Origin of the sequence: Klebsiella sp. HMSC25G12 (assembly GCF_001807705.1) — a bacterium.
Lineage (GTDB): Bacteria > Pseudomonadota > Gammaproteobacteria > Enterobacterales > Enterobacteriaceae > Klebsiella > Klebsiella variicola.
The window spans coordinates 95,455-116,640 of record NZ_KV789804.1 but is presented as its reverse complement, the minus strand read 5'-3'; the positions used below and the strand labels follow the sequence as shown (position 1 = coordinate 116,640).

Annotated in this window: 22 protein-coding genes, 1 tRNA gene and 1 pseudogene; 12 read left to right on the top strand and 12 right to left on the bottom strand. The window is 56.1% G+C overall.

All coding sequences use genetic code 11. From position 1 onward, the window contains the following. Window positions 1–140: 140 nt before the first annotated feature. Window positions 141–1,337 carry a Bcr/CflA family multidrug efflux MFS transporter gene (locus HMPREF3096_RS03135; RefSeq protein WP_008804003.1) on the bottom strand — a complete coding sequence of 399 codons (1,197 nt, stop codon included), beginning with the start codon at window positions 1,335–1,337 and terminating at the stop codon, window positions 141–143. Next, window positions 1,334–2,053: a 16S rRNA pseudouridine(516) synthase RsuA gene (rsuA, locus tag HMPREF3096_RS03130; protein ID WP_023298006.1), complete on the bottom strand. Its 720-nt coding sequence runs from the start codon at window positions 2,051–2,053 to the stop codon at window positions 1,334–1,336. Before rsuA ends, HMPREF3096_RS03135 begins: the two co-directional genes overlap by 4 nt. 146 nt (window positions 2,054–2,199) lie before the next feature. On the opposite strand from rsuA, the gene HMPREF3096_RS03125 reads away from it, so the two are divergent. Both HMPREF3096_RS03125 and rplY read left to right on the top strand, forming a co-directional pair. After that, complete coding sequence (locus tag HMPREF3096_RS03125) at window positions 2,200–3,957, top strand: DEAD/DEAH box helicase (protein WP_070544287.1); 1,758 nt, start codon at window positions 2,200–2,202, stop codon at window positions 3,955–3,957. 136 nt (window positions 3,958–4,093) lie between these two features. Further along, window positions 4,094–4,378, top strand: coding sequence for a 50S ribosomal protein L25 (gene rplY / locus HMPREF3096_RS03120; RefSeq protein ID WP_008804000.1), 285 nt, complete (start codon window positions 4,094–4,096; stop codon window positions 4,376–4,378). A 58-nt stretch (window positions 4,379–4,436) separates the two neighbouring features. Here rplY and HMPREF3096_RS03115 read toward each other — a convergent pair whose 3' ends face one another. After that, on the bottom strand, window positions 4,437–5,324 hold the full coding sequence (locus tag HMPREF3096_RS03115) for a LysR family transcriptional regulator (protein ID WP_008803999.1): 888 nt from the start codon (window positions 5,322–5,324) through the stop codon (window positions 4,437–4,439). Between the two features lie 103 nt (window positions 5,325–5,427). Here HMPREF3096_RS03115 and HMPREF3096_RS03110 point away from each other — a divergent pair, with 103 nt between their 5' ends. After that, the gene (locus HMPREF3096_RS03110; protein ID WP_012541013.1) at window positions 5,428–6,714 is read left to right on the top strand and encodes a serine hydrolase domain-containing protein; all 1,287 of its coding nucleotides are present in this window, start codon (window positions 5,428–5,430) and stop codon (window positions 6,712–6,714) included. A gap of 20 nt (window positions 6,715–6,734) precedes the next feature. Here HMPREF3096_RS03110 and HMPREF3096_RS03105 read toward each other — a convergent pair whose 3' ends face one another. After that, on the bottom strand, window positions 6,735–7,331 hold the full coding sequence (locus tag HMPREF3096_RS03105) for an NUDIX domain-containing protein (RefSeq protein ID WP_038421545.1): 597 nt from the start codon (window positions 7,329–7,331) through the stop codon (window positions 6,735–6,737). Between the two features lie 81 nt (window positions 7,332–7,412). Here HMPREF3096_RS03105 and HMPREF3096_RS03100 point away from each other — a divergent pair, with 81 nt between their 5' ends. Then, window positions 7,413–8,174: a DeoR/GlpR family DNA-binding transcription regulator gene (locus HMPREF3096_RS03100; RefSeq protein WP_023323040.1), complete on the top strand. Its 762-nt coding sequence runs from the start codon at window positions 7,413–7,415 to the stop codon at window positions 8,172–8,174. A 19-nt stretch (window positions 8,175–8,193) separates the two neighbouring features. Here the strand turns inward: HMPREF3096_RS03100 and yejK are convergent, their stop codons facing one another. Then, a complete protein-coding gene (gene yejK, locus HMPREF3096_RS03095; protein WP_008803995.1) occupies window positions 8,194–9,201 on the bottom strand; it encodes a nucleoid-associated protein YejK in 1,008 nt (335 codons plus the stop codon). Between the two features lie 186 nt (window positions 9,202–9,387). On the opposite strand from yejK, the gene HMPREF3096_RS03090 reads away from it, so the two are divergent. From HMPREF3096_RS03090 to HMPREF3096_RS31830, 4 genes and pseudogenes are all read left to right on the top strand, one after another. After that, window positions 9,388–9,615 carry a YejL family protein gene (locus tag HMPREF3096_RS03090; protein WP_004195346.1) on the top strand — a complete coding sequence of 76 codons (228 nt, stop codon included), beginning with the start codon at window positions 9,388–9,390 and terminating at the stop codon, window positions 9,613–9,615. Between the two features lie 18 nt (window positions 9,616–9,633). Beyond that, window positions 9,634–11,394, top strand: coding sequence for an LPS biosynthesis-modulating metalloenzyme YejM (gene yejM / locus HMPREF3096_RS03085; RefSeq protein ID WP_008803994.1), 1,761 nt, complete (start codon window positions 9,634–9,636; stop codon window positions 11,392–11,394). 76 nt (window positions 11,395–11,470) lie between these two features. After that, a tRNA-Pro gene (locus HMPREF3096_RS03080) sits at window positions 11,471–11,547 on the top strand. 188 nt (window positions 11,548–11,735) lie between these two features. Continuing rightward, window positions 11,736–11,831 (top strand): annotated as a pseudogene (locus tag HMPREF3096_RS31830) (AraC family transcriptional regulator); the annotation flags it as partial. A gap of 12 nt (window positions 11,832–11,843) precedes the next feature. Here the strand turns inward: HMPREF3096_RS31830 and HMPREF3096_RS03075 are convergent. From HMPREF3096_RS03075 to HMPREF3096_RS03050, 6 genes are all read right to left on the bottom strand, one after another. Continuing rightward, window positions 11,844–12,632 (bottom strand): pyrroline-5-carboxylate reductase family protein, encoded by a 789-nt coding sequence (locus HMPREF3096_RS03075; RefSeq protein WP_070544286.1) that lies wholly within the window; start codon window positions 12,630–12,632, stop codon window positions 11,844–11,846. A gap of 207 nt (window positions 12,633–12,839) precedes the next feature. Then, window positions 12,840–13,379, bottom strand: coding sequence for an L-2-amino-thiazoline-4-carboxylic acid hydrolase (locus HMPREF3096_RS03070; protein WP_070544284.1), 540 nt, complete (start codon window positions 13,377–13,379; stop codon window positions 12,840–12,842). Window positions 13,380–13,383: 4 nt separating this feature from the next. Continuing rightward, window positions 13,384–14,226, bottom strand: coding sequence for a transporter substrate-binding domain-containing protein (locus HMPREF3096_RS03065; protein ID WP_022065447.1), 843 nt, complete (start codon window positions 14,224–14,226; stop codon window positions 13,384–13,386). Continuing rightward, window positions 14,216–14,968: an amino acid ABC transporter permease gene (locus tag HMPREF3096_RS03060; RefSeq protein WP_046881765.1), complete on the bottom strand. Its 753-nt coding sequence runs from the start codon at window positions 14,966–14,968 to the stop codon at window positions 14,216–14,218. The genes HMPREF3096_RS03065 and HMPREF3096_RS03060 overlap by 11 nt, the downstream gene beginning before the upstream one ends. A 9-nt stretch (window positions 14,969–14,977) precedes the next feature. Continuing rightward, on the bottom strand, window positions 14,978–15,676 hold the full coding sequence (locus HMPREF3096_RS03055) for an amino acid ABC transporter permease (protein WP_070544281.1): 699 nt from the start codon (window positions 15,674–15,676) through the stop codon (window positions 14,978–14,980). Between the two features lie 8 nt (window positions 15,677–15,684). Then, a complete protein-coding gene (locus HMPREF3096_RS03050; RefSeq protein WP_008803988.1) occupies window positions 15,685–16,425 on the bottom strand; it encodes an amino acid ABC transporter ATP-binding protein in 741 nt (246 codons plus the stop codon). A 333-nt stretch (window positions 16,426–16,758) separates the two neighbouring features. On the opposite strand from HMPREF3096_RS03050, the gene HMPREF3096_RS03045 reads away from it, so the two are divergent. From HMPREF3096_RS03045 to eco, 4 genes are all read left to right on the top strand, one after another. Beyond that, entirely contained in the window at window positions 16,759–16,968 is a 210-nt protein-coding gene (locus HMPREF3096_RS03045) for a YdgH/BhsA/McbA-like domain containing protein (protein ID WP_004102265.1), read from the top strand. A 70-nt stretch (window positions 16,969–17,038) separates the two neighbouring features. Further along, window positions 17,039–17,227, top strand: coding sequence for a hypothetical protein (locus tag HMPREF3096_RS03040; protein WP_008803987.1), 189 nt, complete (start codon window positions 17,039–17,041; stop codon window positions 17,225–17,227). A 348-nt stretch (window positions 17,228–17,575) separates the two neighbouring features. Continuing rightward, window positions 17,576–18,685 carry an AI-2E family transporter gene (locus HMPREF3096_RS03035; RefSeq protein ID WP_012967534.1) on the top strand — a complete coding sequence of 370 codons (1,110 nt, stop codon included), beginning with the start codon at window positions 17,576–17,578 and terminating at the stop codon, window positions 18,683–18,685. A gap of 174 nt (window positions 18,686–18,859) precedes the next feature. Further along, window positions 18,860–19,351, top strand: a complete 492-nt coding sequence (gene eco / locus HMPREF3096_RS03030) for a serine protease inhibitor ecotin (protein WP_046881768.1) — start codon at window positions 18,860–18,862, stop codon at window positions 19,349–19,351. Between the two features lie 65 nt (window positions 19,352–19,416). Here the strand turns inward: eco and mqo are convergent, their stop codons facing one another. After that, window positions 19,417–21,051, bottom strand: coding sequence for a malate dehydrogenase (quinone) (mqo, locus tag HMPREF3096_RS03025; RefSeq protein WP_012541003.1), 1,635 nt, complete (start codon window positions 21,049–21,051; stop codon window positions 19,417–19,419). Window positions 21,052–21,186 lie beyond the last annotated feature (135 nt).

The following is a 21,186-nucleotide window of genomic DNA, read 5'->3' as shown; positions in this document are numbered from 1 at the left end:
CCAAAACAACTTTTTTATCGCAACAATGCGACTTTTTACACTAATTGATTTTACATAAAGGAAACAAATCGCAGAACCCTGAAGCTCATTCTGGTTGACATGTATCAAGAAAGGGGCGATTTCGCCCCTGAAAATGTGACCTAGTGTGCGATTTTTCGCCGACGGGAAGCGTAAAGCGAGAAGAAAATAGAACAGGTTGCGCAGAAGGCAATAGAGATCAGCATTGGCCAGGCGGTGGTAAACGTCGCCATCGACAGCAGCGCGCCAATGATCGCCCCGATACCAAAACGAAACGTTCCGGCCAGTGACGAAGCGGTGCCGGCCATATGCGGAAACTCATCGAGGATCACCGCCATGGCGTTAGACGACACCATCGATACGCAGCCGACAAAGGCCGCCACGCCGATCACCAGCGACCAGAAGCCGACGTCCAGCAGCGCGCAAACCACCATCCATACCGCCATGGCAAACTGGATCCACAGCCCGGCCCGGAACATGCGCAACGCCCCCACCCGCCGCACAAACCGGCTGTTGAACATGGTCATCAGGAACAGGAAAACAATGTTCAGCGCAAAATAGTAGCCAAAGTGCTGAGGCGCGACGTGGTTAATATTGATGTAAACAAAAGGCCCGGCGCTGAGAAACGAGAACATCCCCGCGAAGCTAAAACCGCTCGCCAGCATATAGCTCAGAACCCGCTTGTGACGGAACAGAGTGGCAAAATTACCCAGCGTGGTGCGCAGATGGAACGGCTGACGCCTGTCAGCTGGCAGCGTTTCGCGGATAAACAGGCCGATCATCAGCGAGGCCAGCAGGGCCACCAGCGCGAGGATCCAGAAGATGGCATGCCAGCTAAACCAGACCAGCACCGCCCCGCCAACCATCGGCGCCACCAGCGGCGCAATGGTCGTCACCAGCATGACAAACGACATCATCCGTGAAAACTCATCTTTCGGATAGATATCGCGCATCAGGGCGTTGATCACCACGCTGGCGGCCGCGGCCGCCAGACCGTGGAAGAAACGCATGACAATGAGCATATCGATGGTCTGCGAAAGGGCGCAGGCCACCGCCGCCGCGGCGAACACCAGCGTCCCGCCGAGGATCACCGGCTTGCGACCAAGGCTGTCTGCCATCGGCCCGTACAGCAGCTGACCCAGCGCAAAGCCCAGGATATAGGTGCTGAGCGTCATCTGCGCGCTGCCGTCCGGGACGTTGTACTGGGCGGCGATCACCGGCAGCGCCGGAAGATACATATCGATCGACAGCGGCATCAGCATGGCCAGCAGGCCGAGGATAAACACAATTCCCAGAGAAGAATTCTGCTTCACTGTCACGTTTTACTCCGTGCCTGCGGGGCGCCTACGCTGGCGATTTCCGCTTCCGTCAGCGGACGATATTCACCCGGCGCCAGCGCGTCATCCAGCAGGATATCGCCGATGCGCTCCCGGTGCAGGCCAACCACATGGTTGCCCACGGCGGCGAACATGCGTTTCACCTGATGGTAGCGCCCTTCGCTGATGGTCAGGCGCACTTCGGTCGGGGTGATCACTTCCAGCACTGCCGGCTTAGTGAGATCTTTTTCATTGTGCAACTGGACGCCTTTGGCAAACAGCTCTGCGGTCCCTTCCGCCAGCGGGCTTTCCAGCTCCACCAGGTAGGTTTTTTCACAATGGTGGCGCGGCGAGGTAATGCGGTGCGACCACTGGCCGTCATCGGTCATCAGCACCAGCCCGGTGGTGTCGATATCCAGGCGCCCGGCGGCGTGCAGCTTGTGCGCCACCGGCTCATCGAGGAAATAAAGGATAGTCGGATGATCGGGATCGTCGGTGGAACAGACGTAACCCTGCGGCTTGTTCAGCATAAAATAACGGGGGCCGTTCTGCTGGGTCAGCGTATTGCCATCATATTCCACCTCGTGCTCTGGCTGGAGCTTAAAAGAGGCATCTTTCACAATGTCGCCGTCCACGGTAACACGGCTGCCGCGGATTTCACGCCCGGCAATAGCCCGGCTGACGCCAAGCTGCTGAGCGATAAACTTATCAAGTCGCATGAATTTTTTTAGCCTGTAATAGTGCTGGAGCGGGCAACTCGCCCGAAAAAGAAGAATTTCACTGGCTAGTATAACGGGCTCTTAACACCACTCAAGGGAAAAGATTCATGGCATACTATTCGCGAGTTAATTAGCCCCGTGAATTCATGACTTTTACATTACGCCCCTACCAACAAGAAGCCGTCGATGCCACCCTCGCCTGGTTTCGTCGCCATACCGAGCCATCGACCATTGTCCTGCCCACCGGCGCGGGCAAAAGCCTGGTGATTGCCGAGCTTGCCCGGCTGGCCCGCGGCCGCGTGCTGGTGCTGGCCCACGTCAAAGAGCTGGTGGCGCAGAACCATGCGAAATACTGCGCCCTTGGCCTCGAGGCGGATATCTTTGCCGCTGGTCTGCAGCGTAAAGAAAGCCACGGCAAAGTGGTGTTCGGCAGCGTGCAGTCGGTGGCGCGCAACCTCGATCAGTTTCACAGTGAATTTTCGCTGCTCATCGTCGATGAATGCCACCGTATTAGCGATGACGACGACAGCCAGTATCAACAGATCATAAGCCACCTGCGGCAGGTGAATCCTCAGCTCCGGCTGCTCGGCCTGACGGCTACCCCGTTCCGCCTCGGCAAGGGTTGGATCTATCAGTTTCACTACCACGGCATGGTACGTGGCGATGAGAAAGCACTGTTTCGCGACTGCATCTATGAGCTGCCGCTGCGCTATATGATTAAGCACGGCTACCTGACGCCACCGGAACGCCTTGATATGCCGGTGGTGCAGTACGATTTCAGCCGTCTGCAGGCGCAAAGCAACGGCCTGTTCAGCGAAGCCGATCTTAACCACGAACTGAAAAAACAGCAGCGCATAACACCGCATATCGTCAGCCAGATCGTGGAGTTCGCCGAAAGCCGTAAAGGGGTGATGATCTTCGCCGCCACCGTGGAACACGCCCGGGAAGTGACCGGTCTGCTGCCGGCGGCGCAAGCCGCGCTGATCACCGGGGAAACGCCTGGACCAGAGCGGGATCGCATTATCGAGGCGTTTAAAGCGCAGGAGTATCGCTATCTGGTGAACGTCGCGGTGTTGACCACCGGCTTCGACGCCCCGCACGTTGACCTGATCGCCATCCTCCGCCCCACCGAGTCGGTGAGTCTTTACCAACAGATCGTTGGCCGCGGCCTGCGCCTGGCGCCGGGCAAAACCGACTGCCTGATCCTCGACTACGCCGGCAACCCGCATGACCTGTACGCCCCGGAAGTGGGGACGCCGAAGGGGAAAAGCGACAACGTACCGGTGCAGGTCTTCTGCCCGGCCTGCGGTTTCGCCAACACCTTCTGGGGCAAAACCACCGCCGACGGCACCTTGATTGAGCATTTTGGCCGCCGCTGCCAGGGCTGGTTTGAAGATGATGACGGCCACCGCGAACAGTGCGACTTCCGCTTTCGCTTCAAAAACTGCCCGCAGTGCAACGCGGAAAACGATATCGCCGCCCGCCGCTGCCGCGAGTGCGACACGATTTTGGTCGACCCGGACGATATGCTGAAGGCGGCGCTGAAGCTAAAGGACGCGCTGGTGCTGCGCTGCAGCGGCATGGCTATGCAGCACGGTAGCGACGAGAAAGGCCCGTGGCTGAAAATCACCTACTATGATGAGGACGGCGCCGACGTGAGTGAGCGCTTCCGTCTGCAAACGCCCGCCCAGCGTACCGCCTTTGAGCAGTTGTTTATCCGCCCGCATACCCGTACGCCGGGCGTGCCGTTACGCTGGATAACCCCGGCGGATATCATTGCCCAGCAGGCGCTGCTGCGCCATCCTGACTTTGTCGTCGCCCGAATGAAGGGGCAATACTGGCAGGTGCGGGAAAAAGTATTCGATTATCAGGGCCGTTTCCGTCGCGCCAATGAGCTGCGTTAATCCGCCAAAAACTGAGGTTTTGATTGCCGCTGTGCCGATTGGCGGCTATAATGCCGCCCGCTTTTGCATTCGCAAAGCAGATAATCTGCCTGCAGCTGGGTCGCCTGTTGCAGGCTTTATATATAGAGAGACATCAATGTTTACTATCAACGCAGAAGTACGTAAAGAGCAGGGTAAGGGTGCGAGCCGCCGCCTGCGCGCAGCTAACAAGTTCCCGGCAATCATCTACGGTGGCGAAGCTGCTCCGGTTGCTATCGAACTGGATCACGACAAACTGTGGAACATGCAGGATAAAGCTGAATTTTACGGCGAAGTTGTGACCCTCGTTATCGATGGCAAAGAAGAGAAAGTTAAAGTTCAGGCTGTTCAGCGTCACGCGTTCAAGCCGAAACTGACCCACATCGACTTCGTTCGCGCGTAATCGCCGATAGCAAGTTGTATGGCAAACGCCCTGGTGTCTTCTGACCCGGGGCGTTTTGTTATCGGCGCCGCCAAAGTTCCGGCGCCTCGTCCACGAGGTCGCTCAGCATCCGGTGCTTATTCATGCCGGGCAGCCAGAGCATCACCATGGTCACGTTCAGTCCCTGACTGCCGACCTCGGTAGCTATTTCAGCAACCCCCTGCCACTCGCCTGGCCGTAAATGTTCCGGTAAAAACCCCCAGCCCATCCCCTGCTCCATCGCATGGCGCAGCAGCGCGATTTCATTCATATACAGCGTATGGCCGGATATCTGTAGCCGGCGGGCGATCTGATCGTCACTGCGCCGGTGCATCACCAGCTGTGGCGTTAGCGATAAATTCAGCAATGTCAGCGGCCGTGCGGCGTCAGTAAACAATCCTTGCGCGGCGTAAAAACGTAAATCAACGGTGCCCAGCGCCCGCCACTCCATTTCGCTGCCCAGCGTACGATTATTAGCCTGGCAAATGGCCATATCCGCGATGCCCTCGCTCAGCGCCTGCTCGGCTTCGCGCCGCGAGGCGCTCCAGCAGCTTAAACGGATCTGCCGCCGGGCAAGCGTATCAGCCAGCAAACAGAGAAATTCACGCGGCACGAAGGGATCGTACACCAGACGTAACGCCTGCCAGGCCGTTTGCGGCAGCGTTTGCGCAAAAGACTCGAAAGCCTGCGCCTGACGCAACAGCAGGTGTGCCTGGCGAAAAAGCTGCTCGCCTTCGGCGGTTAGCGTCAGGCTACGCCCTTCACGGCTGAACAGCCGGTAGCCCAGCGCATCTTCCAGATAGTCCAGCAGATCGCGAAGCGTGGTCCGGTCTTTAGCTAAACGAATGGCCGCCTGCGACAGGCTGCCAGTTTCGGCGATGGTGGCGAAGGCCTCAATCTGTGCGAAAGAATACTGCAGGGTTTTCATCCCTCTCTCCCTTGCGGGGGAAAATCCCCCCTATGCTGATTTTAGCCTTCGCGAGCCGATTTATATACTGCGCAGCGAATCTATGGCAAACGAGGAAATAAAAATGATAAAAAAACCACTGGCTCTGGCGTTAATTTTGGCGGCGCTGCCGGCAGCGGCGATGGCGCAAAACTGCGGCGACCTGACGCTGGATGTCTGCCCCACCCCTTACGACCAAACGCTACCCGCGGCCAAAGACATGCTCACCTGGGATCAGGCGTCACGCGTCGTTGGCTTTCGTAACGACTATCGCAATTATGCCGGAGACGTCTTCCGCCACGGCGCAGCGGTCCCGCTGGAGCGTGCTGAAAAGCCACTGACCCACGCCAGCTATACCCTCAACGGCCACACCTGGACGCTACAGGATTACCTGAAGCGCGAGAACGTCAGCGGCATGCTGGTGCTGAAAGATGGCAAAGTCGCCTGGAAATACCTTGGCAACGGCAACACCGATACCACGCTGTGGACCTCTCGCTCGGTGGGGAAATCGGTGGTTTCGACGCTGGTGGGCATCGCCATTCAGCAGGGGAAAATCCACTCCCTCGATGACCTGATTACCGTTTATGAACCCGAACTAAAAGGCACCGCCTGGGACGGTGTAACGCTCAGGCAACTCATTCAACATACCAGCGGCGTGGACTGGAATGAAGATTACACCAATCCGCAGTCGCACTTTGCCCGCCTGACCCAGTGTGAAGCGCAGCCCGGCGCCTATGATTGCGTACGTAAAATTGTGTCGACGCTGTCGCGTAAACACCCGGCAGGCGAGCAGTGGTCCTACTCTTCCGGCGGCGCCTGGTTGCTGGGCGATGTGCTGGAACGCGCGACCGGTATGTCGCTGGCCGCCTGGCTTGAGCAGTCGCTGTGGCAGCCTGCGGGTATGGCCCACGATGGCGTATGGCATGCTTATCAGCAAGGGAAGCATGATGTTGGCGCCCACGGCTTTAACGCCACCCTCGAAGACTGGGGCCGCTTTGGCGAGTTTGTCGCCCGCGATGGTCGGTTAAGCAACGGCAAACAGCTGGTGCCCGCAGGTTGGTTCGACCAGGCCGCAAGCTGGACAAAAGCGCTGAACTCGGTTTCAGCAGCGCATCCGCAAGGTATCTACGGCTATCAGTGGTGGAACAACGCCATTCCGGCCAATGCGCAACACGTACAGCCGACGCCGCAGGAAGGACTGCAGGGCTCGCTGTGGGCGCTGGGGATCTATGGCCAGGTGATCATGGTGAACCGCGCGGAACATCTGGTGATCGTCCAGTGGTCGACCTGGCCGCAGGCGGAACCGTCCTTCAACGCCCAGCCGCTGGAAGCGGCGCTGATGTACAGCGCCATTGCCCGCGAATTGCGCTAATCTCCCCTGCTCCTTGCCGCTTAGCCGGCGAGGAGCGTATCGGCATTCAGCGCCAGATGCTGCAACAGCATTATCGTTTTCGCATCCATGATCTCGCCATCGCGAATAGCCTGCAGCGCCCGCGCCAGCGGCCACTCCAGCACTTCAATATCCTCACCTTCTGCCGCCAACCCGCCGCCGTCGCCCCGACGGTCATCGGCCTGATATTCCGCGATAAAAAAGTAGAGCTTCTCGGTCACGGAGCCTGGACTCATAAAGACAGTGAAGACGGGTTCGACACGCGTCACGCGAAAGCCGGTCTCCTCTTCCGCTTCGGCAACGATCCGCGCCTCCGGAGAGGCGTTATCCAGCAGCCCGGCGGCAGCCTCAATCAGATACCCATCGTGACCGTGGATAAATACCGGAAATCGGAACTGGCGCGTCAGGACCACCGTCCGCTTCTCACGGTTATAGAGTAAAATGACCGCGCCGTTGCCGCGATCATAGGCTTCCCGGCTCTGCTCCTGCCAGCAACCGTCCCGGCGCAGCAGTTCAAAAGTATATTTTTTCAGGGTGTACCAGTTGTCAGAGAGCAGCGTCTCGCGAACGTGGCGGACGTGCGGTGCGTGAGTTTGCATGTTATATCCCCTTTGAGATGACAGCCGGCACCATAACATGCATAATCAGGCACAAACAAGATCATTCGTGAAGGAAAAATCATGCTCGCCAGTCAGAGAAAACAGCAGATCCTCCAGATCCTCACCGAGGAAAAACAGGTGATGTCCGGGGAGCTAAGCCAGCGGTTCAACGTCTCCGAGGACTCCATTCGCCGCGATCTGCGCGAGCTGGCGGCGGAAGGAAAACTGCAGCGGGTCCACGGCGGCGCACTGCCGGTTTCTGCCGCTATTGCGCCTATTGAAACGCGCAAAAGCGTGCAGATCGCCTCCAAGCAGGCGGTCGCCCGCGCCGCCGCCGCGCTGATCCAGCCAGGACAGGTGGTGATTGTCGATGGCGGCACCACCACTGCGGCAATGATCGGCTTTTTACCTGCGGAACTGAACTGTACGGTGGTCACCCACAGCCCCGGCATCGCCGTGGCGCTGGTGGACCACCCGAGAATCGAGGTGATCCTGCTCGGGGGCAAAGTGTTTAAACATTCGGTCGTCGCTGTGGGCGCCGAGACGCTGGCGGGTATGGCGCGGATCAATGCCGATCTGTTCTTTATGGGGGTGACCGGCATCCACCCGCGGGCAGGTTTCACTACCGGTGATTATGAAGAAGCGGGCATCAAACGCGCACTGGCGGCCAGAGCGGCGGAAACCGTGGTGATGGCGTCCCGGGAGAAGCTCAACGCCGCGTCAGCCTTTGCCATCGGCGAACTGAACCTCGCCAGTACGCTTATCGTCGACGGTGAACCCGACGCCGCGCTGCGCCAGCAGCTGGTGCAGTGCGGCGTGGAGATCATCCCCGTTCAGCGATAGCGCCGACAGGGCATGGGGTTTAATTGCCGCCGGACGTCCGGCGCTGCAGCTGGTCGCGCAGGTTCGGCGGGGTGCCCTTAATGGTCAGGGTATCGGTGGCGGGATCCCAGAATACGCGTTCACCTAACAGCATGGCGTCGAAGTTAATGGTCAATCCGCCGCCGCTGCCGGCAAACTTGGTCAGCTGGCGTAAGGTGCTGCGATCCGCCGGGAAGCTCTCTTCCAGCTCATAGCCCTGCGCGGCAGTGAATTCCTGGAAGCTCTTTTCGCTGACGCCGGCGAGCTCTTTGGACAGCGACTCCAGCTCAATCTCTTCCCCGGCCTGCAGCTGTTCGTTACAGTACGCGTAGACCTGCTGACGCACATTCTGTCGCTCGGATTTATCAAGCTGAGCATCGGCGGCGAAGTCATCCACCGCCTGCAGCAGGCCGCGGTTCTGCGCTTTGGCGTTAAGCCCTTCGCTGGCGCCGAGGAAATCCATAAAGAAATCGGCCACTTTGCGCCCTACCCGCCCTTTCAGGAAGGTCAGATAGCGGGTCGACTCCGGGTTGGTTTCCCACTCGGTTAAATCGATGCGCGCGACAATATCAGCATGGTTAATATCCAGGTAATGGGTCGAGCGGATATCCAGCTCCTCGTTGACGCGCATACTGCTCAGGTTATTGAGCACCGCCACCAGCAGATACTCGACCGCCAGGTAACGATACTGGCAGAAGAGGACAATGCCCCCTTCGGCGAACGGGTATTTCGCCAGTTCATCGCGCAGACGACCAGTCGCCGCGCGGCTGAACGCCAGAAACTCTTCTTCCCCCTGACGCTGCAGACGCAGCGCCTGCGCCAGTTCACTCTCTTCATTGAACAGGCCATAGGCTTTGCTTTTGGCGCTATAGACCCGGTGCAGTTCAGCCATCATCTCGACGACCGTCGCATTCGGCTCCAGCAGTGACTCGCGCAGCACCAGCTCCAGATTTTGTTCATCACGTTTGATTAACTGATGCAGGGCAATCTGGTCGATATCCAGACTCATGTTAAACTCTCCTTTTAGACCGGGCGGTATTCAACCACCGCCGGGTTGCCGACGCAACTGGCGCCACACATTTCGACGTTGTTACCGACGATCGGTGCGCTTTTGCGTCGCGGCGAAAAAATGCGGAAAAAAAGCTGCTGCTACGGTAATATGTTGCCCTTTCACGAACAAACAGATTTTGAGTTTATGCCGCAAATTTCCCGCTATAGCGATCAACAGGTCGAACAGTTGCTCAGTGAGCTGACGAACGTCCTGGAATCACACAAAGCCCCGGTTGACCTTTCACTGATGGTGTTAGGCAATATGGTGACCAACCTGATCAACAGTAGCGTCGCGCCGGCGCAGCGTCAGGCCATCGCCCGTTCTTTCGCGCAGGCTTTGCAGTCTTCCATTAACGACGATCCGGCGCATTAAGGATAACAGCAACAGTATATGGTGACTCTACGTCAGCCCTACCGAGAAAAAGTCTCCCAGATGGTCAGCTGGGGGCACTGGTTCGCCCTGTTCAACATGTTGTTGGCCATGGTGCTCGGCAGCCGCTATCTTTTTGTCGCCGACTGGCCGACGACGCTTGCCGGACGGCTTTTTTCGTACGTCAGTCTCGTCGGACACTTCAGCTTCCTGGTGTTTACCAGCTATGTGCTGATCCTCTTCCCGTTGACCTTTATCGTGGTCTCGCAGCGCCTGATGCGCTTCCTGTCGGTGATCCTTGCCACCGCCGGGATGACGCTGCTGCTGATAGATAGCGAGGTCTTCACCCGCTTCCATCTTCACTTAAACCCGGTCGTCTGGGAGCTGGTCATCAACCCTGACCAGAATGAGATGGCGCGCGACTGGCAGCTGATGTTTATCAGCGTCCCGGTCATCTTTTTGATTGAAATGCTCTTCGCCACCTGGAGCTGGCAGAAACTGCGCAGCCTGACGCGCCGCCGTCATTACGCCCGCCCGGTCGCCTGGTTCTTCTTTCTGTCGTTTATCAGCAGCCACCTGGTCTATATCTGGGCGGATGCCAACTTCTATCGCCCGATCACGATGCAGCGAGCGAATCTGCCGCTCTCTTATCCGATGACCGCCCGCCGTTTCCTCGAGAAACATGGCCTGCTCGACGCCCAGGATTATCAGCGTCGTCTGGTGGAGCAAGGGGCGCCGGAGGCGGTATCGGTCCAGTATCCGCTCAGCAACCTGCGCTACCGTGATCTCGGCGCGGGCTACAACGTGCTGCTGATCACCGTCGACAACCTGAACTATTCGCGGTTTGAAAAGACCATGCCGGCGCTGGCGGCGTTCGCCAAAGAGAACGTCAATTTTACCCAGCATATGAGTTCGGGTAATACCGCCGACAGCGGCCTGTTTGGCCTGTTTTACGGTATTTCACCAGGCTATATGGACGGTGTCCTCTCGGCGCGTATTCCCGCCGCGTTGATCACCGCCCTCAACCAGCAGGGCTATCAGCTGGGCCTGTTCTCCTCCGATGGGTTTAGCAGCCCGCTTTATCGCCAGGCGCTGCTCTCCGACTTCTCGCTACCGAGCGCGAAGACTCAGAGCGACGAGCAGACGGCCAATCAGTGGATCGGCTGGCTGGACCGTTACGCGCAGGATGAGAATCGCTGGTTCTCGTGGATCTCGCTCAACGGTACGACCCTCGACGACACGCAGCAACAGGGCTTTGTCCGCCGTTACAGCAAGGCGGCAGGTGATGTTGACGCCCAGATTGATCGGGTGCTGACCGCGCTACGCGCAGCCGGCAAGCTCGACAACACGGTGGTGATTATCACTGGCGGCCACGGCAAGCCGCTTAACGTCAAACACGACTCGTTCGACTGGTCGCGCGAGCAGTTGCAGGTGCCGCTGGTTATTCACTGGCCGGGCACGCCGGCGCAGGAAATTGCCACGCTGACCGATAACAAAGATGTGATGACCACGCTGATGCAGCGCCTGCTCCATGTTTCGACGCCAGCCAATGAGTACTCGCAGGGTGAAGATCTGTTCAGCGCCGCACGACGTCGGAACTGGGTCACCGCGGCCAACGGCGATACGCTGGCCATTACCACCCCGACCATCACCGTGGTCCTCAACCATAACGGCACCTATACCACCTGGAGCCGCGACGGCGAGAAAATTAAAGATCAGAAACCGCAGCTCAGCCTGTTGCTGCAGGTCCTGACTGACGAAAAACGCTTTATCGCTAACTGATTGATTAATTATGAATCAATCGCGCGCGACCCGCTTGCATTCGCTCGGGGAACGGGTAATATTGTTCCCCACGCGTCGGCACGTAGCGCAGCCTGGTAGCGCACCGTCATGGGGTGTCGGGGGTCGGAGGTTCAAATCCTCTCGTGCCGACCAAATCATTCACCGGTAAGTTTTGTTAACGACCGGTAACCCTACAGAAACCCGCACTCTCTCCGAGTTTGCGGGTTTTTTGTTGCCTGTTTTCCGTCGAATTTAAACGGGATCTTCAGGCATATTCCCCCTGGCATGTCGAATGACCAATGCCTGAACTTGTCCTGCTCCCCGTGGATTAATAGACGACGTTAGCGATCCGGCTGGGCGACCGTTCTCATGCAGCCTTAAGCCGTGCCTTTAAGCGCATCGCCGGAAAAGCGCCGGGTGCTGCACGGCCAGTGGCGGGAAGAAGGGGTTTAGCGCTGTCCCAGTTCACGGGTACGCCTGACCGCCGCCAGTACGCTGCGCTGAAGGCCTGCGGCAAAGTCACTGTTGTTCAGCTCATACAGAGCGTGGATCCCGACTCCCGCCGGTGAATTATTGATATCCAGAAGCTGACGCGGATGCTTCTGGCTTTGGCGCAGCATCTTGACCGCGCCGAGGAGGTTCTCCAGCACCACCTCCGTCGCCTGAGGCCGCGACAGCCCCGCCAGTACGCCGGCATCGGTAAGGGTCTCAATAAAGTAGTAAATATAGTTAGGCCCCGCGACGCCAAAACCGGTAAAGACATCGATCAACCGCTCTGGCAGATACAGCACTTTGCCAAAACCGCGCAGAAACGGCTCGATCTCAGCCGCGCTGGCGTGGGCGTTTAAGGTCACGCCGCTATAGCCAAATCCGGTATCGGTCAGAGTATTGGGGATCGTCCTGGCAATCGGCGTTGTCTCACCAAACAGGGAGGCCAGCGTTTCCAGGGTCACTCCCGCGATCAGAGAAACCACCGTCGTTGAGCCGTTTAGCTGGGCGCGCACGCGGCTCGCCACCGCCGCCAGATCGTCCTGCGGACGGATCCCCAGCACCAATAAAGAGGCCTCGCTTAAGCCACCGTCGCCCGACAACCGATAGCGGGAGTGCAGAGCCTCGATTCGCGTGCTGTCGATATCCTCCAGCGAGATCGCGTCCGCCCGCAGCGTACCGTTGCTTAATGATGCGCGAATAATCGCCTCCGTCATCTGTCCGGCACCAATAAAATGGACCTTTGCCATAGTTTTACTCCTTATTCAAAACGCTATTCGTCGTGACCAACACCGAAGCGCCGGCCTTGTCGCGCCGGGTCGGCAACACGAATCCCCGTTCCGTCAGTGGGATAAATCCGTCCGTCAACGTCGCCGTCAACCGTGGTGAGCTTTTGCCCGCTCAGTGCCTGAATCGCCGCTTCTGGCTGATTAATAAACTGGTTGCGTGGCCCCCACTTAAGGTTGCCATTCCGCCTCATGCGACTCTGACTGATAAAAACGCAGCCGACAGGCGACATCACCGCGAGCCAGCGCGGTCTGCACCTCTAAACGCAGCCCCGGAAACGCGTCAGTTAACGCATGATCCCCTTCCATGCAGATATCGCATAGCGTCTCAATTTCGCTGGCGCCCCGCCCCTGCTGCCGCCAGCAGTTGACGTAAGGACAGTAGTGAAACAGGACGATAAATTCGGCCCGGCTGGCGCTAACGGGCTCCATCTCATAAACCTGAGATTCCAGACCGCGGGTAAACAGCCCGGCAAACTCCTGCAAATCCTGGCGATCGCGCATTTGCTCACGCAGCTTATGCCCGATATCGCGGCCATAGTGGCGTATGGCTTCACGCGCAAAATCATCCGCGATATGTCGTTGTCGGCTTTCGTCCAACAGGTAACCGATGGTAGCCGCGCGTTTTTCAGTAATGGCGCGCAGCGCCAGGGTCACCTCATCGTTTAAGGTGGCGGCGTTATGCGCCGGTTCCGAGCTTATTTGCGTCATGCGTTTATTCCCAGTCGGTATTCACTTTGACGTCGCTGGCGCCCGGCAGGGCATACACATCTTCGGCGTACCATTTCCGTGAGAGCTCAGCGAGCGTGCCGTCCTTTTTCAGGGCAACCAACTGCGCATCAATCGCTTTGATCAACTGCGGGTCGGTATTTTTTTTATACAAATAGACGTTAGGAAACAGGCCGACGGAATCCGAAGCTTTCAGATTGAGATTTAGCGCCTTATTTAACGCCAGTAGCGCACCAATGGGATAAATCGCCGCATCGTATTCCCCGGAAGCGACCGCTTTAAAGATATCGGCGGCGGACTGCTCGCCGTTGGGCTGCAGGTTAATTTGTTGGCCTGGATGTTTTTTGTTGTAGTTTTCAATCACCGTATAACGGGCGTCGGAGGTATGAATCGGCACCAGCTTTTTCTTACCGCTGGCGAGATCGCCAAGGTTATGAATATCGTTCTCATCGTTACGTACAATCAGGCGTAAATCGCTGATCCCGGTCGGCTCGCCGGAGTGGTCATATTTTTCCGCCCGCTCTTTGGTGAGATAAAAGTGATCCGCCGCAAGGGTATACGCGCCGGTCGACAGGCCGACGATCATCGCGTCGCGCGAGACCGCATTAAAATGAAACGTATAGTCGGTTAACCGCTGGTCCAGCACCTTTAACAGATCGCCATCGTAGCCGGTAATATTGTTGTTATCGTCAACAAAGCTAAAGGGAAAACCGTTAGCGTTAACGACAACCTCAATCGTCTTCGCGTGCGGACTTTTTTCAACCGCCTGTGCGGCGTTAATTCCCATTGCCAACGTCAGCGCACTCACCAGTAAAATTTTATTTTTCAAAATACCTTCCCCAAAATGATAACCGTGGAACACTCTTTTTTACGTTTCCTTGCCAGCGGGCGCTCAGAAACCGTTCTACACTGCGCAATGCTCTGGCAATTGCCAGGCACAGCACGATATAAATCACCAGCACGACGCAATAGGCTTCGACAAAATGAAACCCGCGCGCGGCGGCGATATTGGCTTTCGCCATCAGATCAATAACGGTGATGGTGTAAACCAGCGAGGTGTCTTTAATCAGATCGATCAGCACGCTGGTGAAGTTCGGCAGTGCGGATACTGCCGCCTGCGGAAAAATAATGCGTCGGAACTGCGTGAACCCGCTTAGCCCAATTGACCATGCGGCCTCGCGCTGCCCCTTATCAACCGCGTTCCAACCTGCGCGAAAGGTTTCGGCGAAATACGCGCTGAAAATCAGCGATAGCGCGGTGACCGCCGCCACCAGTGGCGAGAGTTTATAGTGGTACATATTATCCTGCGGGCCGCCAAACAGCCCGGCGGCTATCCACGGCCAGACGTAAAAAAAGAAATACAGCATCACCAGTACCGGGACCGAACGGCTAAAGGAGAGAAATACCTTCGCCCCCCATTGAACCCCGGGAACCTGACGAATAATCACCCACGCCAGCGCCGCGCCCAGCAGAGTGGAAAAGAGTAAGGACAATAACGTTATCACCAGGGTAACCGGCAGCGCGCTTAAAATAAACGTAAAATTGTCCCGAATGAACGCCAGGCTAAACATGTTAATCTATCACTCCAGCAGGAACTGATACTTCTTTTCAATACGAGTGGTAAAATAGAGAATAATACTATTCAGCACCCAGTAAACGATAATAACACTAATAAACGCCGCAACCTGTTTAGCCCCATAGCTATTTTGCGAAATCTTTTGTGCACGGCCAAAAATATCTACAATACCAATAATATTGACCAGTGAGGTCATCTTCACGAGGTTAATTAAAAGATTACCAAAAACGGGAATGGCAATAATGAGCCCCTGGGGAAAAATAATCCGCAGCATTCCCTTATGCCAGGGAATATTGAGGCTGATGATGGCCTCTTTCTGGCCGGTATCCACCGCACGCCACGCGGAGCGCATCATTTCTGCAAAATAGGGACTGATGCTGACCGAAATAGACAACACCGCAAAGGTGGTATCGCTAATCCATAGCGGCGGCAGCGCCAGCGCAGTCAAAATTAATTTCCCGCCGAAGAAAAACAGCAGGATCAGCAGCGCCAGGGGGGCGCCACGCAGAATGTCGATATACCCGTTTGCCACCGCGCTGAGCGGCTTAAAGCGACTAAACTGCAGCAGCACAATCAGCAGCGCGATCGTCAAACCAAGCAGCAGCGATGCCAGCGTTATCCCGAGGGTCACGGGTAAATTTTCCAGCAGTTTCGGCAATATTCCGGCGATATCCTGCCAGTTAAAGAGCGGGTTATTGTTCATCATTAGCCTCAGGCATGATAGTGCAGTTGCGCCAGAAACGCCCGGGTTCGCCCCTGCTGTGCTGCGCCAAATATCTGTTCCGCCGGGCCCTGCTCAACGATTTCGCCGTTTTCCATAAATACCACCCGGGAAGCGACCTGGCGGGCGAACGCCATTTCATGGGTCACGATAATCATCGTCTGACCCGCAGCGGCAATCGTCTGAATAAGCTCCAGCACTTCACCAACTTTTTCCGGATCCAGCGCGGAAGTCGGCTCATCCAGCAGCAGAACGGCGGGGTTAATTGCCAGCGCCCGCGCAATCCCGATACGCTGCTTTTGGCCGCCGGAGAGACTGTGCGGATAGCTGTCTTTTTTATGCAATAACCCCACCTGCTTTAAGAGTTGTTCAGCAATATCCTGCGCCTCCTGACGCGGGCGCTTTTGAGCGTAAATCAGGCCTTCGGTAATATTCTGCAGTGCGGTCAGATTATGAAAGAGATTCCACGATTGAAAAACCATGGCGGTTTTCGCCCGTAGCTTTTCAATCTCCTTTTTGCCCGCTTTTGCGCAATCCAGCGCCACATCATCTATTCTTATTTGCCCGCTATCGGCAGGCTCCAGGAAATTAAGCGTACGTAATAGCGTGGTTTTCCCTGAGCCGCTGGGGCCAATAATGCAAATAATCTCGCCGGAATGAATACTGAGCGAGACCTCTTTTAGCACTCTTTCACCGGAGAAGCTTTTACTGATCTTATTAATAGTTATCATAATTAAATATTCGTGGATAATTTTTATTTGCCGCACGCCGGCGCTTATTGCTGCCTAAAAACTATATTGCTGCAGTTCAGATGATAGCAAACAAGAAAATCATCTATCGAAAGTTAAAAAATAACTTTTTATATATTTGTTATGACAATGAGGCTGAATTGTAATTTAGCTTTCTTAACAAAACTGGATGGCGATACTTGACAATAATTATTCAAATTTACTGAACAATGAGAGCAAATTGTTTCGATTTTAATCATCCGACCGTCAGCCTATCATTTATCACATCGGGGCAACAACGCTCCAACACTGACAAAACACTTAAGGAATACGACCATGAAATCCATCAAAACTTTCGTTGCAGTTGCCGCACTCTCTATGATCTCTTTCGGTACTTTTGCTCAGAGCATCAGCGCCAGCGCTTCCACCCTGGACCGCGCAGAAGCCAAAATTGCCGCGCAGGCCGCAGAGCAAGGCGCGTCTTACAAAATCACCAGCGCTCAATTCAATAACCGCGTACATATGACCGCTGAGCTGACGAAATAAAATCGCCACATTGCCGGGCCGCCGGAAGAAACAGGCGACAGCGACAGCACGATGAAATAAGGAACTGAACATGAAAAATATCGGCGTAGTCACCGCACTGCTGTTGGCCGCTACACTTTCGTCCGGCGTGATGGCCGCAGAGAAGAGCCAGACGCATCCGGAGGCGGGTTCCAATATCGATACATCGATGCATCAGAATCATATTGATGTCAGCCATGCCTTTGATAAAGAGAGCCTGACCGCAGGCAATCTTCAGTAAGACACTGCATAAGGCGCGCGTGGAAATATCCGCTGCGCGCTTTTTTTCTGCCCGTTTGACCATGGATTATCCGCCATAACCTCCGCTTTTGCCGTATCGATATACTGCGCTTCTACACCTCGTTGCTTCCTGACAGCACATTTTGCAGATAACACTGCTTTCATCATGCGTACCGGACAGGCATTGAAAGCAGAAGTTGTCTGTTTTACTCAATAGCGTCCGCAGGGTTTTCTGCCAGGGTTTTTATCCACTTTTTCCCCTCTGTTATAGAGTACGACTATCCTGATGGTAAATTACGTCGTAGCATCTATCATTCGACTGTATAACTCATAAGCAGGAGCGGATGACATGAGAGTTAATGGACTTACCAAAGGATTTTTCATCCTTATCGTCTTTATTGTAACCCTGGCCTTTTTTGATGTTCTCTCACCCTATTATTCCGCCATCCTCTGGGCCGCGATCCTTGCGGTGATTTTTAATCCGGTCAAAAACAAGATTCGCACTCGCCTCGGCGAGCGCAATGGCCTCGCGGCGCTGCTGACCATCGTCATCATCTGCCTTATCGTTTTTACGCCGCTGGCGATCATCCTCTCGTCGCTGGCCTACGAGCTGAACGTGGTGTATAGCAAACTTCAGCATAACGACACTCAGTTCCCGACGGTGGTCGCCAGTCTGTTTGCTCACCTCCCCGGCTGGGCCAGAGGTTTCCTTGCCGAGCACAACCTCGATAGCGCGCAGCAGATCCAGCAGCAGCTCTCCGATGTTGCGCTGAAAAGCGGCCAGTATCTGGCCGGCAGCGCGTTTCTGATTGGTAAAGGCACCTTTGGCTTTACCGTCAGCTTCGGCATTATGCTGTACCTGCTGTTCTTCCTGCTAAAGGATGGGCCTTACCTGGTGCTGTTGACTCTCGAATCTCTGCCGTTATCGAGCTATGTGAAGCAGCACCTGTTCGCTAAATTCGCCGCGGTCGCCCGCGCCACGGTAAAAGGCACCGTGGCCGTGGCGCTGGCGCAGGGGGCGCTCGGCGGCTTTGCCTTCTGGGTTGCCGGTCTGGACGGCAGCATTCTGTGGGGTGCGCTGATGGCGTTCCTGTCGCTTATCCCGGCGGTAGGCTCGGCCATTATCTGGGTGCCGGCGGCGATTTACCTCTTCGCCACCGGGCAGCTGTGGCAGGGCGCCTTTATCGTCGGCTTCTTTGTGATTGTGATTGGCCTGGTGGATAACATTCTGCGTCCGCTGCTGGTGGGCAAGGATACCAAAATGCCGGACTACCTGATCCTTATCGCCACGCTGGGCGGCATGGAGATCTACGGTATCAACGGATTCGTTATCGGGCCGCTGATTGCCGCCTTGTTTATCGCTTGCTGGAACCTGCTGTCGGGACGAGAGCATGCCGGTAATACCGATGAAATAGATGAAGAGTTCATTGAGGAAGCGAAAAATAGTCGTAATGAATAATTTCACCGGCAGGCCTCTGCCGGCCTGCCAGCGCCCCTGTTGCGCTCTGCGCGGCCGACATCTTACCAGTAGATAACACTATTCATTTTGCAAAAATTGGTAAATAAATCTTAACATTTAGCCAGGTGATGATAGGCTATCTCTGTCAGGAACGAAAATAAAGGATGATCAACCGTGAAAAAAATCACTACGCTAGCCGTTTCTCTGCTGACCGCCGCCTGCATGTCCGCTGGCGCCCAGGCCGCAGAACAGCCGCTGGAAAAAGTCGCGCCGTTCCCGAAAGCGGAAAAAGGCATGAAGCGTCAGGTTATTCAGCTGCCGCAGCAGCAGGATGAGTCAGCGCTGAAGGTTGAGCTGATAATCGGCCAGACGCTGGAAGTTGACTGCAACCACCATCGTTTAGGCGGGAAGCTGGAAAGCAAAACCCTGGAAGGCTGGGGCTATGACTACTATGTCTTTGATAAGCTGAGCGGCCCGGTCTCTACCATGATGGCCTGCCCGGATGGCAAGAAAGAGAAGAAATTTGTCACTGCCGGTCTCGGCGATGATGCCATGCTGCGCTACAACAGCAAGCTGCCGATTGTCGTGTACGCGCCGACCAATGTCGATGTGAAATATCGCATCTGGCGCGCCGACGAAACCATCGGTAACGCCGCCGTCCGCTAAGTCGACCCATCAAACCGACAAAAAAAACGGCAGCCCGCAGGCTGCCGTTTTTGTCAGAGCGTTTGTCAGAGCGCGATATCCGCCATCGGCTTACCACCGCTCAGCGGCTTCAGCTCCGCCTGCGGGGCTTCATCCGCCACCGCGGCCGGCTCATATTTCAGCTCCAGCACTTCACTGGTCCACGCCAGCGCTTTCTCAATCTCCGCCGGGTTGCCGTCAAGGCGAATACCGTAGGTCGGGATGATGGCCTTCAGCCTGGCCTGCCATTCCGGCGAATTGACTTTGTCTTTAAACACTTTTTCCATTAGCTGCAGCATGATAGGCGCCGCGGTGGAGGCGCCTGGCGATGCGCCGAGCAGCGCCGCGACAGTGCCTTCGTCATCGCTCACCACTTCAGTACCGAGGCGCAGTACCCCGCCCTTCTTCGCATCGCGCTTGATAATCTGCACGCGCTGACCGGCCTGCCACAACCGCCAGTCCTCTTTCCGCGCTTCCGGATAGTACTCGCACAGCGCCGCCAGGCGATCTTTATCTTTCTGCATCACCTGGCTAATCAGGTATTTCACCAGATCGAAGTTGTCCAGACCGACGTTGAGCATCGGCAGAATATTCGAGGTATTCGTCGAGGCCAGCAGATCCCACAATGAACCGTTCTTCAGGAAGCGGGTCGAGAAGGTGGCGAACGGCCCGAACAGCACCACGCGTTTACCGTCGATAATACGGGTATCAATGTGCGGCACCGACATCGGCGGCGCGCCCACTTCGGCCTGGCCGTAAACCTTCGCCAGATGGTGGTTCACCACCTCCGGATTTTCGCAGACCAGGAACTGGCCGCCGACCGGGAAGCCCGCATACTCTTTGGCCTGTGGAATGCCGGTTTCCTGCAGCAGCGTCAACGCCGCGCCGCCGGCGCCGATAAAGATGAATTTCGCTTTAATGACCCGCTTCTGACGACGGTTGTCGGCATCCGCGAGAGTGACCGTCCAGCTCTTGTCGGCGTTGCGCTTGAAGCGACGCACCACGGTACCCAACTGCAGGGAGAAATTATCATGCTTTTGCAGGCCGGCGATCAGCTGGCGGGTAATTTCGCCATAGTTGACGTCGGTTCCCACTTCAGTACGGGTGGCGGCCACCTTTTGCTGCGGATCGCGGCCTTCCATTACCAGCGGCGCCCAGGCTTTGATCTGCTGATGGTCTTCAGAATAGCGAATACCGCGGAACAGTTCGCTCTGCTGCAGCGCCGCATAGCGCGCGCGCAGGAAGTTGACGTTATCTTCGCCCCACACAAAGCTCATGTGCGGCACGCTGTTAATGAAAGATTTTGGTTTGTTCAGGACGCCGCGCGTCACCTGATGCGCCCAGAACTGACGCGAGATATGGAAGGCTTCGTTGATGTCGACCGCTTTGTCGATATTGATGCCGTTGGCGGTCTGCGGCGTGTAGTTCAGCTCCATTAGCGCCGCGTGGCCGGTACCCGCATTGTTCCACCCGTTTGAGCTCTCTTCCGCCACGCTGGACATCTGCTCAACCATGGTAATAGACCAGTCTGGCTCAAGCTCCTGCAGCCAGGTTCCCAGTGTGGCGCTCATAATGCCGCCGCCAATCAACAATACATCTGTCTCTTGCTCATGGCGGGTGTTGGTCCGAGTGCTGTTGGGACCAACCGCCTGTGAGCGTGGTACGGCCATCTTTTTATTCATCGGATTTGAGCCTTACTTTACTCGCTGTTTTTATTTAGCGCAGGTGATACGATTCTCACCACTCACGTTACCACCGAAGCTCAAAAATTTAAATATTGTTTAAATTTTAAGTTCTGTTTTGAGATCCGTTATAAA